This window comes from Curtobacterium sp. PhB136, assembly GCF_004346855.1.
GTDB lineage: Bacteria > Actinomycetota > Actinomycetes > Actinomycetales > Microbacteriaceae > Curtobacterium.
On the sequence record NZ_SMGH01000004.1, the window covers coordinates 1,055,463 to 1,071,295 of the forward strand.

The window sequence follows — 15,833 nt, forward strand, 5'->3', positions numbered from 1 at the left end:
TGCGGACCGAACAGCATCCCCCTATGTTTCCATCCTGTAAACTGTTGTGCATACGGTGAAATACTGAACGTCAGTTCTACCAGTCTGTTCTCGCGGCAAAGGTGCCGACACGAGATAGGGGACAGCATGAACAAGATCAGATCTGTAGGGATCATCGGGGCGATCGTCACTGGTGCGATGCTCAGCTCGGTGGGAGCATCTGCGGCTTCGGCGCAGCCGATTGCCATGACCACGACCTCGACCGCGACCGTGGTGGGAGCGTCCGTGAACGTGGGGGCGGTAAAGGGCCGGCTTTCCCCATCGGGAGGGGTGGTTGCTCCAGCACAAGGCGGGGCATCGACCGACGGCATCCCGATCAAGCCGATCATCGACTGGGTCAAGAACAACGCCTCGTCGATCATCCCAGCGATGAAGAGTGGGCTGAAGAGCGGCCTGAACGCGTTCAAGAAGTGGTGGAACGGGCTTGCCAGCTGGATCCGGGCCGGCATCACCGCGCTCGGTCAGATGAGCGTGCAAGAGCTGTTCAGCCAGCTCTGGAACTACTTCTTCGGTTGATCGGACGGGTCGGAGCGGGCTGCGACCGGCTCGCTCCGACTCCTGGGAAGGGAGCCGATCGATGATCGAACTCGCAAACGTCGGGCTTCGAGGGCGGGGACGAGGACGACCGCGACTGCGGGCGGTGTCGATGCAACTGCTGCCTGGCCACGTGTACGGCCTGATCGGCCCGAACGGCGCTGGCAAGTCATCGTTGTTGTCTGTCATCGCCGGATTCACGCCAGTGACCTCCGGCGCGCTGCGCGGGACGCCATGGCAACGTGGGGAGCCCGTTGGGGCGGTTTTCAGCGACGTGCCCATGCACTCGGGGCGCACTGTGAGAGAGACGTTGACCCTGCGAAGTCTCTACGTCGGCGTCGACAAAGCGGTCGTTCCCGAGGCTGCGCGGCGAGTCGGACTCCATTCTGCCCTCGGCCGTCGGGTCGGTTCACTGTCTCTCGGGATGAAGATGCGGTTGTCGATCGGGGTCGCGCTTCTCGGAAGTCCGTCCCTGGTGCTCCTCGACGAGCCGATGAACGGCTTGGACCCGAACGGCATCGCGTGGATGCGGGGTGTGATCGCTGCATTGAAGCGTGACGGTGCCACTGTGATCGTCTCGAGTCATCTGCTCGGAGAGCTCGAGGCGCTGATCGACACCGCGATCGTGGTCAGTCAGGGGGTGATCGCATGGATCGAGCCGGTCAATGGAGTCGGCAAGACGGCCTGCAGGATCGAGGTGAACGATCCGGGCGTGCTCTCGAGAGCACTCGCCGAGCGCTGCATCAGCGTCACGACCACAGCGCGGACGCTCAATGTGGATGCCCCGCCTCCCGAGGTGATCCGGCTAGCCGTGTCGATCGGCCTTGAAGTATTCCGGGCGGCTCCCGCGGCCAGGACTCTCGAGGACCTCTACGTCACTGTGTCTTCCGCAGAATTCGAATCCGAGGTGCGGCGATGACGCCCTTTTCGCGAGCTGTACAAATTGAGCTGCGCAAGCAGATCGACACGGTCGGCGCGTGGGTCGGTTACGGCGTTCTCGTCGCGACCGTCGTCGCTTGCGGGGCTTTCGGTGTCTCCGCGGTGACGCGGGTCCCGTCGTTCGAGGTGGGGGAACTCATCGTGATGGCGGGGCTTCCAGCCGCTCTGACATCGTCGATCGTCGGGGTCGTGATCGGTGTTGGTGATGCGGCACGGGGCGGAGAGCGTGACGGCGTGCTCAGCGGGAACACCCGGGGCCGGCTCTATGTGGCCCGCGGTGCCGCTTGCGGAATCGTCACCGGTGCGCTCGTGCTCTTCACGATCGTGGTTGCGGCCTCCTGTACGGTCACCGCTGTCCTCATCGGCGGTCGCATCTCGACCTTCGCGCTCGTGGGTGCGATCGGCCAGGTCGCCGCGCTGGCATTCTCCTCAGCGACATTCGGCTTTGGTATCGGTGCAACGGTGCGGTCTCTCGCTCTCGGTCTCGTGAGCGTGGTGCTGCTCGTGCTCGTGCTCGACGTCGTCCTGACTCTTCTCGGCCCTTGGAGCGAGTACGTCCGCTTCAGCACGCTGCAGAGCGGACTGACCGGGATGGCGCCAGCGGTGCCGACGGCCACTTCGGGCCTCATCTGGGTCCTCATCCCCGTGGTCGTCGGTTGGTTTCGAACGAGAGCGGTATCGACGTGAGCGAAAATCGAGCCCAGACGAGGGGGCCGCTTCGTCGTACGCTGCAGGCTGCGCTCGTGGCCATTGCCACCGTGGCGATGTTCGCGATCGGTGTGAGTGGCCAGGCACCCTCTGTGCGGTGGGTGGCGCTCGCGATCGCAGCGAGCGCGGCCGCGCTGTCGTTGGTCCTCGCGAAGAAGAAGAGCAACCTCGTGGGCTGGTACGTCATCACGGTCGGCGTGCTGGCACTGCGGTTGCTGTCGGAGGACTGATGTTGCCGAGTGCAATGGTTTACCTGACCGCAACCTGAGCGACTCTGCAGGTCTGTACGGTCTGAGGGTTTCCCGCTCTCGAACCGAAGGTCAGCATGCAACAGCACGTCGGACGCACTCTGCTGTGCGCCACGGTCGCCGCGACGTTCCTCGCAGCACCACTCGTCACCGTCACCGCCGCCAGCGCGAACACCACCGGCACGGGCCTCGTCATCCAGGAGGCCTACGTCAAGGGCGGCAGCGCCGGCGCCTTCTCCGCGCAGAAGTTCGTCGAGATCGGCAACCCGACCGACGCCCCGGTCGACCTCGGCACGTGGTCCCTGCAGTACCGTCCGCCGGCCACCGGCTCGAACGTCTCGGCAGCGCCGCTGAGCGGCACGGTCCCGGCGCACGGCACGTACCTGGTGCAGCTTGGCAGCAACGGCGCGAACGCCCGCTACGACCTGCCGACGCCCGACGCGACGCTCGGCCTCAACCCCGGTGGTGGCGGCGGGGTGCTGGTGCTCGCGGACCAGACCGCGGCGGTGGCGCTCCCGGCAGGGTCGGTCACGGACACCACCGAGGGTGTCGTCGACCTGCTCGGCTGGGGCACCGCGACCACGTTCGAGTCGGACGTCGCCGTCGCCGGGACCGCGAACTCGGTGCCGGACGCCTTCGTCCGCGCGGGCTCGACCGACACCGACGACAACGCGGCGGACTTCACGAAGACGCAGGAGCTGACGCCGACGAACGCCGCGGGCGAGACCGCGACGCCGATCGAGACCACCCCGACGGAGCCGACCGAGCCCGCCGGCCCCGCCGAGCCCGTCACCATCGGGCAGCTGCAGGGCACGACGGACACCTCGCCGTACGCGGGGAAGAACGTCGTCACGACGGGCGTCGTCACCGCGGTGTACGCGACCGGTGGGTTCAACGGCTACACCGTGCAGACTCCGGGCACCGGCGGCGCGCTCGACCTCGCCGCGCACACGGCGTCGGACGCGGTCTTCGTGTACTCGCCCGCCACCGTCGCCTCGGTGCACGAGGGTGACCACCTCGAGCTGACCGGCGCGGTCTCGGAGTACAAGGGCCTCACCGAGCTCACGGTCACGAGCGCCGCCGACGTGACGACGCTCGCGGGGGCCGTGCCGGCGCCGCAGCCAGCCGCCGTCGCGTTCCCGTCGACCGATGTGCAGCGCGAGTCCCTCGAGAGCATGCTCGTCGCACCGCAGGGCGACTACACGGTCGCCGACAACTACACGACGAACCAGTACGGCGAGGTCGTCCTGGCGAGCGGCACGAAGCGGCTCCTCCAGCCGACCGAGGTCGCCCGCCCCGGGAGCGCCGCGGCGAAGGCCGTCGAAGCGGACAACGCCGCCCGCAAGGTCACGCTCGACGACGGCGCGAGCACGAACTTCCTGCCGTACGACGGCTCGGACCAGTCGGCGCGGAGCATCCCGGTGCCGTGGCTGACGAACGACGCCCCGGTCACGGTGGGCGCCGCCACGACCTTCACGAAGCCCGTGGTCCTGGACTACCGCAACGGCGGCTGGGCCTTCCAGCCCACGGCACCGATCACCGGCGCCACCGCGACGACCGACCTGCCCGCCACGTTCTCGAACGTGCGCACCGCGGAGCCCGCTGACGTCGGCGGTGACCTCAAGCTCGCCGGGTTCAACGTGCTGAACTACTTCCCGACCACCGGCGACCAGCTCACCGGCTGCACGTACTACACCGACCGCGCGGGCGACCCCGTCACCGTGAACTCCGGCTGTGACGCCCGCGGTGCCGCGGAGGAAGAGGACTTCCAGCGCCAGCAGGCGAAGATCGTCACGGCGATCAACGGCCTCGGCGCCGACGTCGTCTCCCTCGAGGAGATCGAGAACTCGGCCCGCTTCGGCGAGGACCGGGACGCCGCGGTCGCCACCCTCGTCGGTTCCCTGAACGCAGCGACCGGCACGGACACCTGGGCGTACGTGAAGTCCCCCGCGGTCGTCCCCGCCAGTGAGGACGTCATCCGCCTCGCGCTCATCTACAAGCAGGCCCGCGTCGCGCCGACGGGCGCGTCGACGATCCTGCTCGACGACGCGTTCACGAACGCACGGCAGCCCGTCGCCGACGCCTTCCGTCCGGTCGGCGGCAGCGCGGACGACGAGTTCCTGGTGATCGCGAACCACTTCAAGTCGAAGGGCTCCGGCACCGGCGAGAACGCCGACCAGGGCGACGGTCAGGGCGCCTCGAACGCGGACCGCGTGCGGCAGGCCACGGCGCTCGCCGCCTTCTCGACGACGATGCAGCAGCAGTACGGCACCGACAAGGTGTTCATGCTCGGCGACTTCAACGCGTACAGCCAGGAGGACCCGATGGTCGTCCTCGGTGACGCCGGCTACACGGACCTCGGTCCGGCGCTGGACTCCTCGGAGTGGTCGTACGTCTTCAGCGGGCTGAGCGGTTCGCTCGACCACGTGCTCGCATCCCCGGCCGCACTGGCGAGCGTGACGGGCGTGGACATCTGGAACATCAACTCGACCGAGTCGGTGGCCCTGGAGTACAGCCGCTTCAACTACAACGCGTCGAACCTGTACACGGACGACGTGTACCGGGCGAGCGACCACGACCCGATCCTGGTCGGCTTCGACCTGGCCGACGGCTCGACCGACCCGACCGACCCGACCGACCCGGGAACCGACCCGGGGACCGACCCGACCGACCCGGGCGCCGATCCGTCGGAGCCCGGCACGTCGCCGGCGAGCCTCTCGGTCTCGGGCGACCTGCGCGTCGGCGGCACCTTCACGCTGACCGGTTCGGGCTTCGCGGCCGACGAGCGGACCCGTGTCGAACTGCACTCGGACCCGGTCCTCCTCGGAACGGTGGTCGCGGACGCCGACGGCGACCTGTCCGGCCGGCTGACCATCCCCGCGTCGGTCTCGGCCGGGACGCACACGATCGTCGTGACCGGCCCGACCACGGGCACGGTGACCCTGCGGGTCACGATCGACCCGGCGACGGGTGCTGCCTCGGTCGGCGCGCTCGCCTTCACGGGTGCGGAGCTCGGTGGCGGCATCGCCGCCGCGCTGCTGCTGCTCGCAGCCGGAGCCGGTGTGCTCGTCGTGCGCCGTCGTCGCGCCGCGTAGGCAGATGACGGACGGGAGGCTCGGTGCCGGCTGGCACCGGGCCTCCCGTCCGTCTGCTGGTCGCGTCCACGACCGCGACGAGTGCGCAGAACAGGGCCCGTGGCGGGCTGTGCATCGCAACGTCTGCGCAGTCGACCCCAGCGCACGCCCACGCGCCCGCGTTTGACCGACGTGAGTCGCGTCCGGTAGGCTCTCACCTTGGTCTGCGCGCCACGTGCGCCAGACAGTCAGATGAGCCCTCCACCGGGACGTTCGCCGGGCATCCGCCTCGCAGAACCCCCACCGGAGCGGGATTCACGGACTCCTCACCTCGACACGAAAGCAGCACTCCTGTGACTCGCACGTTCTCACCGAAGCCGGCAGACGTCCAGCACGACTGGATCGTCATCGACGCGACCGACGTCGTCCTCGGCCGTCTCGCCTCGCACGTCGCCGCGCTCCTCCGCGGTAAGCACAAGGCCACCTTCGCCCAGCACATGGACATGGGTGACTACGTCATCATCGTGAACGCGGACAAGGTCGCCCTCACCGGCTCCAAGCTCGCGAAGAAGGTCTACTACCGCCACTCGGGTTACCCGGGCGGCCTCACGGCGACCTCCTACCCGGAGATGCTCGAGAAGCACCCCACCCGCGCCGTCGAGAAGGCGATCCGCGGCATGCTCCCGAAGAACACGCTGGGCCGCGAGCAGCTCAAGAAGCTCAAGGTGTACGCGGGTGCCGAGCACCCCCACGCCGCGCAGCAGCCCAAGACGTACACCTTCGACCAGGTCTCGCAGTAACAGCGGCCACGACGACTTCCAAGGACTAGAGAAAACTCATGGCTCAGATCGCTGACTCCCTCGACCAGACCCCGGAGAGCTTCACCACGGAGAGCGCACCCGCCGCTACCGAGGCAGCTCCCCGTCAGATCCTCAACGTCTCCGGCGGTGCCGTCGGGCGCCGCAAGGAGGCCATCGCCCGCGTGCGCCTCGTCCCGGGCTCCGGCACCTTCGTGGTGAACGGCCGTTCGCTCGAGGACTACTTCCCGAACAAGCTGCACCAGCAGCTCATCAACGACCCGTTCAAGGTGCTCGAGCTCCTCGGCTCCTACGACGTGACCGCCCGCATCACGGGTGGTGGCCCCTCCGGCCAGGCCGGCGCACTCCGCCTCGCCATCGCGCGCACGCTGAACGAGATCGACCGCGAGAACAACCGCGCGATCCTCAAGAAGGCTGGCTTCCTCACCCGTGACGCTCGCGTCATCGAGCGCAAGAAGGCCGGTCTCAAGAAGGCCCGCAAGGCGTCGCAGTTCTCGAAGCGCTGATCGCCTGACGGCGGAGGATGCAATGCCGCGTCTGTTCGGTACCGACGGCGTTCGTGGCCTCGCCAACGGCGAGTTGACGGCCGCGCTCGCACTGGGTCTTGCCCAGGCGAGCGCGGCCGTGCTCACGCACGGACACCATGCGGACGCCCGTCGGGCGTCCGGCCGACCGCGCCCCCGCGCGGTCCTGGCGCGCGACCCGCGCGTCTCCGGTGAGTTCCTGGGTGCCGCGGTCGCGGCCGGGCTCGCCTCCGCCGGCGTCGACGTCCTCGACGCCGGGGTCATCCCCACTCCCGCTGCCGCGTTCCTGGTCGCGGACATCGACGCCGACTTCGGCGTGATGATCTCCGCATCGCACAACCCGGCCCCGGACAACGGGATCAAGTTCTTCGCGACGGGCGGCAAGAAGCTGCCCGACGAGGTCGAGGACCGCATCGAAGCCGCGATGCACGACCAGTCTGCGCCCACGCCCACCGGCATCGGCGTCGGCCGGATCACCCGGTTCGCCGACGCGGAGGACCGCTACGTCGTGCACCTGCTCGGCACGCTGCCGCACCGGCTCGACGGCATCCACGTCGTGCTCGACTGCGCGAACGGTGCCGCCGCCGGTGTCTCGCCCGAGGTGTTCGTCAACGCCGGCGCGAAGGTCACCCTGATCGGTGCCGAGCCGGACGGCTGGAACATCAACGACGGTGTCGGGTCCACGCACATCGACAACCTCGCCCGTGCGGTGCTCGAAGCCGGCGCCGATGTCGGCATCGCGCACGACGGCGACGCGGACCGCTGCCTGGCGGTCGACGCCGCGGGCAACGCGATCGACGGCGACCAGATCATGGCGATCCTCGCGCTGTCGCTCAAGGAGCGCGGGCACCTGGTGTCCGACACCCTCGTCGCGACGGTGATGTCGAACCTCGGGCTCAAGCGTGCGATGTCCGACGCGGGCATCACCGTGATCGAGGCCGGGGTGGGCGACCGCTACGTCCTGGAGAAGATGAACGAGGGCGGGTACTCGCTCGGCGGCGAGCAGTCCGGCCACATCATCTTCCAGGAGTACGCCACCACGGGCGACGGCATCCTCACCGGCCTGCACCTCGTCGCCGAGATGGCGCGGACGGGCAAGTCCCTCGAGGAGCTCGCATCGTGCATGACGGTGTTCCCGCAGGTGCTGCTGAACGTCCGCGGTGTCGACCGGCACGGACTCGCTGACCAGGGCGTGCAGGACGCCGTCGCCGCGGCGTCCGAGTCGCTCGGCGACACCGGCCGCGTGCTGCTGCGTCCGTCGGGCACCGAGCCCGTCGTGCGCGTGATGGTCGAGGCCGCGTCGCAGGAGACCGCGCAGCGGGTCGCCGAGGAGCTCGCGGCGGTCGTCGAGGAGCGCTTGGCGCTCGACGCGGCGTAGCGCGGCGGCGCGGTGCCGCGGCGTGCCGCCGCGGCCGCGGCGCGCCGCCGCCGCGTTCGGTGCCGCTGCCGTGCCGCGTGCAGTGCCGTCTGTCCTTGAGCAACCGAAACCCGTTCGCACCACGGCCGTCCGTGGTTCGAGCGGGTTTTCGTTGTGCGCCGCCGGTCCGCACCGCGGCCACGGGCGCCGGTCAGCGGCCACGGGCGACGGCGGGCGCAGCGCCGCGCGTCCGCCGCGCGCGCTAGATCTTGCGGAGCAGGACCGACGACACCTTGTGGTCGGCGGCCTTCTTCAGCACGAGGGTCGCCCGGGAACGGGTCGGCAGCACGTTCTCGACGAGGTTCGGCTCGTTGATCGCGCGCCAGACCTGCGTCGCGGTCGCCACGGCGTCCTCACGCGAGAGCGACGCGAACCGGTGGAAGAACGAGTCGGGGCTGGAGAACGCCTCTTCCTGCAGGGCCAGGAAGCGGTCGACGTACCAGGACTCGATGTCCCGGGTCTTCGCGTCGACGTAGATCGTGAAGTCGAACAGGTCGGACAGTGCCAGGCGTCCGTGCATCGGCGGCGCGAGCACGTTGAGGCCCTCGACGATGAGGATGTCGGGCTGGCGCACGACGATCTCGGCGTCCGGCACGATGTCGTAGACCAGGTGCGAGTAGAACGGCGCACGCACCTCGGTCGCGCCGCTCTTCACCTGGCTGACGAAGCGCAGCAGGGACCGGCGGTCGTACGACTCGGGGAAGCCCTTGCGGTCCATGATCCCGCGGCGCTCGAGCTCGGCGTTCGGGTACAGGAAGCCGTCGGTGGTGACGAGTTCCACACGCGGGGTGTCCGGCCAGCGCTTCGTGAGTTCGCGGAGCAGGCGGGCGACGGTGGACTTGCCGACGGCGACGGAGCCCGCGACGCCGATGACGAACGGGGTGCGTCCGGCTCGGTCGCCGAGGAACCGGCTCGTCTCCGCGTGCAGGTGCTTCGCCCCCGCCGCGTACAGCGTCAGGAGTCGCGAGAGCGGGAGGTAGACCTCCTGCACCTCCTGCATGTCGAGGCGGTCGCCGAGCCCGCGGAGCTGGACGATCTCCGTCTCGGTCAGGGAGAGGTGCTCCTTGGGGGCGAGCTGCGACCACTCCGCGCGCGGGATCTCCACGAAGGGGGTGGGGTGCGCGACGGCGGTCTCCGGGATCGGCATGGGATCGAGCGTAACCAGACGGGAGGCCCGTGGTGCGTCGCGCGCGCCGGTCACGTCGTCGGCAGGGCCGCCTCGATGGCCGCGATCACCTCGGGTGCGTCGGGTTTCGTCGTCGGACGGAAGCGGGACACGGTGCCGTCCGGTGCGACGAGGAACTTCTCGAAGTTCCAGATCACCCGGCCGGCCTTGCCGGTCGCGTCCGGGGTCTGCTTCAGCTCCTTGTAGAGCGGGTGCGCACCACCGCCGTTCACCTTCACCTTCTCGGACATCGGGAACGTCACACCCCACGTGGTGGAGCAGTACTCGTCGATGGCCTCCGACGAACCGAGCTCCTGCAGGAACTGGTTGCTCGGGAACCCGAGGACCGTGAAGCCGCGCGGTCCGTAGGTCTTCTGCAGCTCCTCGAGCTGCTCGTACTGCGGTGCGAGCCCGCAGCGCGATGCCACGTTCACCACGAGCACCGCCTTGTCCGCGTACGCGCCGAACGTGGTGTGCTCACCGTGCAGCGTCGTGATGTCGATCTCGTCGAAACGTCCCATGGCCCGGACGCTAGTCGTCGAGGTCGAGATCGGCCTGACGGCGGACGAACTCGCACATGTTCGGCACTGTGAAGGCGATGCGGCCGCGCTGCGGTGAGAACACGATGCCCTTCCCGATGAGTGCGTGACGCGCTTGGCTCGTTGCCTTGGCGGGCACGCCGAGCCGAGATGCGACTTCACCGGTCGACGATTCCCCAGTGGCGTCCTCGGCCATGGCGACGAGGTACTGCCGCTCTGAGGGAGTGGCGCTGGCCCATCTGCCGGGGAAGAATCCGCTGTCGAGCTCGGCATTGCCCCGGTCGATTGCCCCGATCGCGTCAGCTTCGGTGATCCGCTTGTCGGCGGCCAGGTCCCAGGCGGCGGACCCGTACGTCTGCAGGAAGTACGGATAGCCGCCGGCTGCGTCCACGAGGATGTCGAGGGCGGGCGCATCGAAGGACACACCGGAGCGTCGCGCTGGCAGGACGAGAGCATCGGCCGCGGCGCCGGACGGCAGCGATCTGATCTCTCGGTAGTCGAAGAGCCGCTCCGCGTACGACTTGGCGGCCGTCAGGGTCCCCGGCACGCTCGGCAGCCCTGCGCCGACGACGACGAAGGGCCAGTCTCGCTGTCCGGCGCGATGCTGCACGGAGATCAGTGCTGCAAGGAGTGCAGGTTCCAGGTCCTGCAGCTCGTCGATGAACAGGGCCAGGACACGTTGCTGCTCGCGGAGCGCCGGGGCGAGGTCCTCGACGAGTTCCTCGAGGTCGATCTCGATCACTCCGGTGTCGGCCCGTCCGACAGAAGCATCGATGTCGATCGAGAACCCGAGTCCACCGAACTGGACGCTGAACGCCTTCACGGTCGCGAGCGCATTCCGCACTGCGGAGGTGACAGTCCGCCCGCGGTGGAGGCGGCGGGCGGCGAGCGCGATCTCCCGCGCGAGACGTCGGCGTGTGTTCTGCTGCCCGGAGTCCGAGGTCTGCCCCTCGACGTCGACGACGAGCCATCCAGCGCTGTCGGCTTGTGCTCGGAACTGGTTCAGCAGCACCGTCTTCCCAACGCCGCGCAGTCCGTGCAGCACGAGGCTCCGGGAGGTCTGCCCCCGTCGAGACCTGGCCACGAGGAGGTCGAACGCGTCCACTTCGGCCTGACGCCCGACGAGCTCCGGTGGGCGCAGACCGGCGCCAGGCGCATAGGGGTTCAGTTCGGCGTGCATCTGACAGATTCTAGTGCTGTCTGTCGTTTCGATGAGACTCTGCCAGAAAGCGGCAGACCGCCAGATCAGTATCGATCAGGTCTCCTCGCAGGGAGCAGTCCCTGCCGCATCGTAGGATCGGGACCATGTGTGGAATCGTCGGCTACGTCGGCAGCAACAGCAGCACGGACGTGCTCCTCGGTGGTCTCCGTCGGCTCGAGTACCGCGGGTACGACTCGGCCGGCATCGCGGTCATCGACCCGTCCGGTGACCTGACCTCGGCCAAGAAGGCCGGCAAGCTCCAGGCCCTCGTGGACGAGCTCGAATCGCACCCCATCGCCGACGGTGGGACCGGCATCGGGCACACCCGCTGGGCGACCCACGGCGGCCCGACGGACGAGAACGCGCACCCGCACCTCGCCGACGGCGGCAAGCTGGCGCTCATCCACAACGGCATCATCGAGAACTTCTCCGAGCTGCGTGCCGAACTCGTCGCCGAGGGCGTCGAGTTCCTCAGCGAGACCGACTCCGAGGTCGCGGCGCACCTCGTCGCCCGCGCCTTCCGTGCCACCGGCGACCTGACGAGCGCCATGCAGCAGACCGTGCAGCGGCTCGAGGGCGCCTTCACGCTCCTCGTCGTGCACGCCGACCAGCCGGGTGTCGTCGTCGGCGCCCGTCGCAACTCGCCCCTCGTGGTGGGGCTCGGCGACGGCGAGAACTTCATGGGCTCGGACGTCGCCGCGTTCGTCGCGTACACGCAGCGTGCCCTGTCGATCGGTCAGGACGAGATCGTCACGATCCGCCCGGACGGCGTCGACGTCATCCACTTCGACGGGACCCCCGCCGAGGCGAACGAGTTCGAGGTGAACTGGGACGCGTCCGCCGCGGACAAGGGCGGCTGGTCCTCCTTCATGGCGAAGGAGATCAGCGAGGAGCCCGAGGCCGTCGCGAAGACGATCCTCGGCCGCGTGCACGACGGCGCGGTCACCCTGCACGACCTCGACCCGATCGCGGAGCGCCTGCAGCAGGTCGACCGCGTCATCGTCATCGCCTGTGGCACCGCGGCGTACGCCGGCATCCTCGGCAAGTACGCCATCGAGCAGTGGGCACGCGTCCCGGTGGAGGTGGAGCTGGCCCACGAGTTCCGCTACCGCGACCCGGTGCTCGACGAGAACACCCTCGTCGTGTCGATCAGCCAGTCCGGCGAGACCATGGACACGCTGATGGCCGTGAAGTACGCGCGGGAGCAGGGCGCGCAGGTCCTCTCGATCTGCAACACCCAGGGCGCCACGATCCCGCGCGAGTCCGACGCCGTGATCTACACGCACGCCGGGCCGGAGGTCGCCGTCGCGTCGACGAAGGCGTTCCTCGCGCAGGGTGTCGCGCTGTACCTGCTCGGGCTGCACCTCGCCACGATCCGCGGCACCCTGACGGCGGAGCAGATCGCCGTGCAGGTCGCCGAGCTCGAAGCGCTGCCGGCGAAGCTGCAGCAGACCATCGAGGACGCCTCCGGTGTCGCCGAGCTCGCGAAGTGGATGGCGGACACCCGCAGCGTGCTGTTCCTCGGCCGCCACGTCGGGTACCCGATCGCACTCGAGGGCGCGCTGAAGCTCAAGGAGCTCGCGTACATCCACGCCGAGGGCTTCGCCGCCGGTGAGCTGAAGCACGGTCCGATCGCGCTCATCGAGCCGGGGCAGATCGTCTTCGTCATCGTGCCGTCGCCGCGTGACGCCCGTTCGCTGCACCCGAAGGTGGTGTCGAACATCCAGGAGATCCGCGCTCGCGGCGCCCGGGTGATCGCCATCGCCGAAGAGGGCGACGCCGCGGTGCTGCCCTTCGCCGACGAGGTCCTCCGGATCCCGCTCGCGACGCCGCTCTTCGAGCCGCTGCTCGCCGTGGCCCCGCTGCACATGTTCGGCATGGAGCTCGCGGCCGCGAAGGGCCTCGACGTCGACCAGCCGCGCAACCTCGCGAAGTCGGTCACCGTCGAGTAGTCGCGCGTGATCATCGGCATCGGGGTCGACGTGGTCGACCTGGAGCGGTTCGAGCGGGTCCTGACACGGACGCCCGCGATGCGGACGCGCCTGTTCACGACGTCGGAGCTCGTCCGTGACGGCGAGCCCCGGCCGATCGCGTCCCTCGCGGCGCGGTTCGCCGCGAAGGAAGCGCTGATCAAGGCGTTCGGGTCGAGTGCTGGGCTCAGTTGGCAGGAGCTCGAGGTGGTCTCGGACGACCAGCGGAACCCGTCGCTGACGCTCCACGAGGGTGCCCGGCGGGTGGCCGACGCGCGTGGCGTCACGGCGGTGCACCTGTCGCTCTCCCATGATGGGGGGATCGCCACGGCCTTCGTGGTCATCGAGGGGACAGAGGACACGGCTTGAGTGCGTTCACCGGGATCACGGTCGACCGGGAGGCCCTGATCGCCAACTACGCGACGGTCGCCGAACAGGTGGCCCCGTCCGGCGTCATCGCCGTCGTCAAGGCGAACGCGTACGGCCACGGCGCGGCTGCGGCCGCGCAGGCGTTCGTGGACGCCGGTGCGGAGTGGCTCGGCGTCGCGGACATCGACGAGGGCATCGCGCTCCGGCAGGCCGGCATCGACGAGGGGGTCCGCATCCTCGCGTGGCTGCACGCCCCGGACGAGGACTTCCGTCGCGCCGCCCAGTTCGGGATCACCCCGGCCGTCTCCAGCGTCGAGCAGCTCTCCAGCGCCGCCGACGCCGAGGTCCGCGCCGTGCACATCTGCGTGGACACGGGCCTCAGCCGGAACGGCGCGGTGGAGTCCGAGTGGTCGGAGCTCTTCGACCGTGCGGCGTCGCTCGCCCGCGGCGGTGCCCGGACCCGCGTCGAGGGACTGATGTCGCACCTGTCGAACGCCTCACGCACCGACGACCTCGACCAGGACGCCGCACTGCAGCGGGCGCTCGACGGCCTGTCGTCGCGGGGGATCGTGCCGGACGTGGTGCACCTGGCCGCCAGCGCCGCGAGCATCGCGGTCCCGGAGACCCGCCGTGACCTGGCCCGCATCGGGATCGCGCTGTACGGGCTGAGCCCGTTCGCGGACCGGACGTCCGCCGAGCTGGGGCTCCGCCCGGCTATGCGCGTGACGGCGGCGGTCCTCCGCACGGTCGTCGTGCCCGCTGGGGACGGCGTCAGCTACGGCTACACGTGGCGCGCGGAGTCGGACACCCGGCTCGCGGTGATCGGACTCGGGTACGCGGACGGCTTCGACCGTGCGTTCGGCAACCACGTCTCGGTCCGCATCGGCGACCGACGCTTCCCGGTCGTCGGCCGGGTGGCGATGAACGCCATGCACATCGACATCGGTGACGCCGAGGTGGCCGCCGGCGACGAGGTCGTCCTCTGGGGCGACCCGGCGAACGGCGACCCCGCCGTCGAGGACTGGGCGGCCGCCGTCGACACGATCAACTACGAGGTGGTGGCCCGGCTCGGCCGGAGCATCGAACGGAGGACGACGTGAGCGCGCCCCTGCGCCAGGCCGAGATCGACCTCGACGCGTACCGCGCGAACCTCGAGCGGGTCCGCGGGTGGATGGACCCGGTCGAGGTGATGGCCATCATGAAGGCCGACGCGTACGGGCACGGTCTCGAGCCCATCGCCCTCGCGGCCGTCGATGCCGGCATCCGATGGATCGGCGTCCTCACCGTCCCGGCCGCGCTCCGGCTGCGGTCGATCGGCGTCGGCGAGGACGTCCACCTCTTCACGTGGCAGCACGACCCGGCCCTCGACTTCCGTGACGCGATCGACTCCGCGGTGGACCTCGGCGTCTCGAACGTCGCCGAGCTGCAGCGCGTGGTCGACGCGGTGGACCAGCGCCCGGCGCGGGTGCACCTCGGCGTCGACACCGGCCTCCACCGCGACGGTTCCGCCGTCGACGACTGGCCCGCCCTGGTCGAGACGGCCCGGGACGCCGAGCGTGCCGGACGCATCGAGGTCGTCGCCGCGTACACGCACCTGGCGGAGTCCTCGGACGACGACGACCGCGCCGCCGTGTCGCTGTTCGAGGACGCGATCGAGCGGGCGGAGGACCTCGGCCTCGACCTGCCGTTCGAGCACGTCGCCGCGTCGCTCGCCGGCCTCGAGCGCAAGGAGTTCCGGAAGGACATGGTCCGGATGGGGGCGAACCTGTTCGGCATCCCCGGCGCGGACGGCGTCTCCGCGGCGGACCTCGGCCTCGAGCCCGTGATGACCCTGACGGCGTCGGTCGCGAAGACCAAGCGGGTCCCCGTCGACACCGGGGTGTCGTACGACTACACGTACCGCACCGACCGCGAGACCACGCTGGCGCTCGTCCCGCTCGGCTACGCGGACGGGGTCCCGCGGTCCGCGCAGGGCCGGCTCGAGGTGACGATCGGCGGCAAGCGGTACCCGATCGCCGGACGGGTCGCGATGGACCAGTTCCTGGTGGACGTCGGCGACGACGACGTCCAGGTCGGTGACACCGTGGTGCTGTTCGGCACGGGGGAGCGCGACGAGATGACCGTCCTGGAGTGGGGCGAGGCGCTCGGCACCATCGGCGAGGAGATCGTCTGCCGGATCGGTTCCCGCGTGCCGCGCGTCTACGCGGGGCACTCCGTCGAGGGCCGGGTGGGCGAGTACCTCCGGGGCGAGAACCCGTGACCGTCCTCCTGGACACCACGGTCGCGAG

Annotated in this window: 15 protein-coding genes; 12 read left to right on the forward strand and 3 right to left on the reverse strand. The window is 69.7% G+C overall.

Translation table 11 applies throughout. The annotated features are described in order from the left end of the window. Positions 1-126: 126 nt before the first annotated feature. The 8 genes from EDF27_RS05130 to glmM all read left to right on the forward strand — a co-directional run bounded on the left by EDF27_RS05130 (position 127) and on the right by glmM (position 8,262). Positions 127-555, forward strand: a complete 429-nt coding sequence (locus tag EDF27_RS05130) for a hypothetical protein (RefSeq protein WP_132047589.1) — start codon at positions 127-129, stop codon at positions 553-555. Between the two features lie 61 nt (positions 556-616). Next, entirely contained in the window at positions 617-1,492 is an 876-nt protein-coding gene (locus EDF27_RS05135; RefSeq protein WP_123654802.1) for an ABC transporter ATP-binding protein, read from the forward strand. Further along, positions 1,489-2,199: a hypothetical protein gene (locus EDF27_RS05140; RefSeq protein ID WP_123700872.1), complete on the forward strand. Its 711-nt coding sequence runs from the start codon at positions 1,489-1,491 to the stop codon at positions 2,197-2,199. The genes EDF27_RS05135 and EDF27_RS05140 overlap by 4 nt, the downstream gene beginning before the upstream one ends. A 56-nt stretch (positions 2,200-2,255) precedes the next feature. Then, positions 2,256-2,450: a hypothetical protein gene (locus EDF27_RS05145; RefSeq protein WP_123654800.1), complete on the forward strand. Its 195-nt coding sequence runs from the start codon at positions 2,256-2,258 to the stop codon at positions 2,448-2,450. Between the two features lie 95 nt (positions 2,451-2,545). Beyond that, complete coding sequence (locus EDF27_RS05150) at positions 2,546-5,563, forward strand: ExeM/NucH family extracellular endonuclease (RefSeq protein ID WP_132047591.1); 3,018 nt, start codon at positions 2,546-2,548, stop codon at positions 5,561-5,563. A gap of 332 nt (positions 5,564-5,895) precedes the next feature. Next, positions 5,896-6,342, forward strand: a complete 447-nt coding sequence (rplM, locus tag EDF27_RS05155; RefSeq protein WP_071292521.1) for a 50S ribosomal protein L13 — start codon at positions 5,896-5,898, stop codon at positions 6,340-6,342. Positions 6,343-6,380: 38 nt separating this feature from the next. Then, the gene (gene rpsI / locus EDF27_RS05160) at positions 6,381-6,866 is read left to right on the forward strand and encodes a 30S ribosomal protein S9 (protein ID WP_123654798.1); all 486 of its coding nucleotides are present in this window, start codon (positions 6,381-6,383) and stop codon (positions 6,864-6,866) included. Between the two features lie 22 nt (positions 6,867-6,888). After that, entirely contained in the window at positions 6,889-8,262 is a 1,374-nt protein-coding gene (glmM, locus tag EDF27_RS05165) for a phosphoglucosamine mutase (protein WP_123654797.1), read from the forward strand. Positions 8,263-8,503: 241 nt separating this feature from the next. On the opposite strand, the gene coaA is transcribed toward glmM, so the two are convergent. Genes coaA through EDF27_RS05180 form a run of 3 tightly spaced genes read right to left on the reverse strand, consistent with a single transcriptional unit; the run spans position 8,504 to position 11,185 of the window. Further along, positions 8,504-9,448 (reverse strand): type I pantothenate kinase, encoded by a 945-nt coding sequence (coaA, locus tag EDF27_RS05170; protein ID WP_123654796.1) that lies wholly within the window; start codon positions 9,446-9,448, stop codon positions 8,504-8,506. Positions 9,449-9,498: 50 nt separating this feature from the next. Further along, positions 9,499-9,987 carry a glutathione peroxidase gene (locus EDF27_RS05175; RefSeq protein ID WP_123654795.1) on the reverse strand — a complete coding sequence of 163 codons (489 nt, stop codon included), beginning with the start codon at positions 9,985-9,987 and terminating at the stop codon, positions 9,499-9,501. 10 nt (positions 9,988-9,997) lie between these two features. Then, positions 9,998-11,185 carry an ATP-binding protein gene (locus EDF27_RS05180; RefSeq protein WP_132047593.1) on the reverse strand — a complete coding sequence of 396 codons (1,188 nt, stop codon included), beginning with the start codon at positions 11,183-11,185 and terminating at the stop codon, positions 9,998-10,000. 125 nt (positions 11,186-11,310) lie between these two features. On the opposite strand from EDF27_RS05180, the gene glmS reads away from it, so the two are divergent. Genes glmS through alr (EDF27_RS05200) form a run of 4 tightly spaced genes read left to right on the forward strand, consistent with a single transcriptional unit; the run spans position 11,311 to position 15,805 of the window. After that, positions 11,311-13,158: a glutamine--fructose-6-phosphate transaminase (isomerizing) gene (gene glmS, locus EDF27_RS05185; protein WP_132047595.1), complete on the forward strand. Its 1,848-nt coding sequence runs from the start codon at positions 11,311-11,313 to the stop codon at positions 13,156-13,158. A gap of 6 nt (positions 13,159-13,164) precedes the next feature. Then, the gene (locus tag EDF27_RS05190) at positions 13,165-13,545 is read left to right on the forward strand and encodes a holo-ACP synthase (RefSeq protein ID WP_123700867.1); all 381 of its coding nucleotides are present in this window, start codon (positions 13,165-13,167) and stop codon (positions 13,543-13,545) included. Then, positions 13,542-14,645, forward strand: a complete 1,104-nt coding sequence (alr, locus tag EDF27_RS05195; protein ID WP_123654791.1) for an alanine racemase — start codon at positions 13,542-13,544, stop codon at positions 14,643-14,645. Before EDF27_RS05190 ends, alr (EDF27_RS05195) begins: the two co-directional genes overlap by 4 nt. Next, a complete protein-coding gene (gene alr / locus EDF27_RS05200; protein ID WP_207909559.1) occupies positions 14,642-15,805 on the forward strand; it encodes an alanine racemase in 1,164 nt (387 codons plus the stop codon). Before alr (EDF27_RS05195) ends, alr (EDF27_RS05200) begins: the two co-directional genes overlap by 4 nt. The last annotated feature ends 28 nt before the right edge of the window (positions 15,806-15,833 follow it).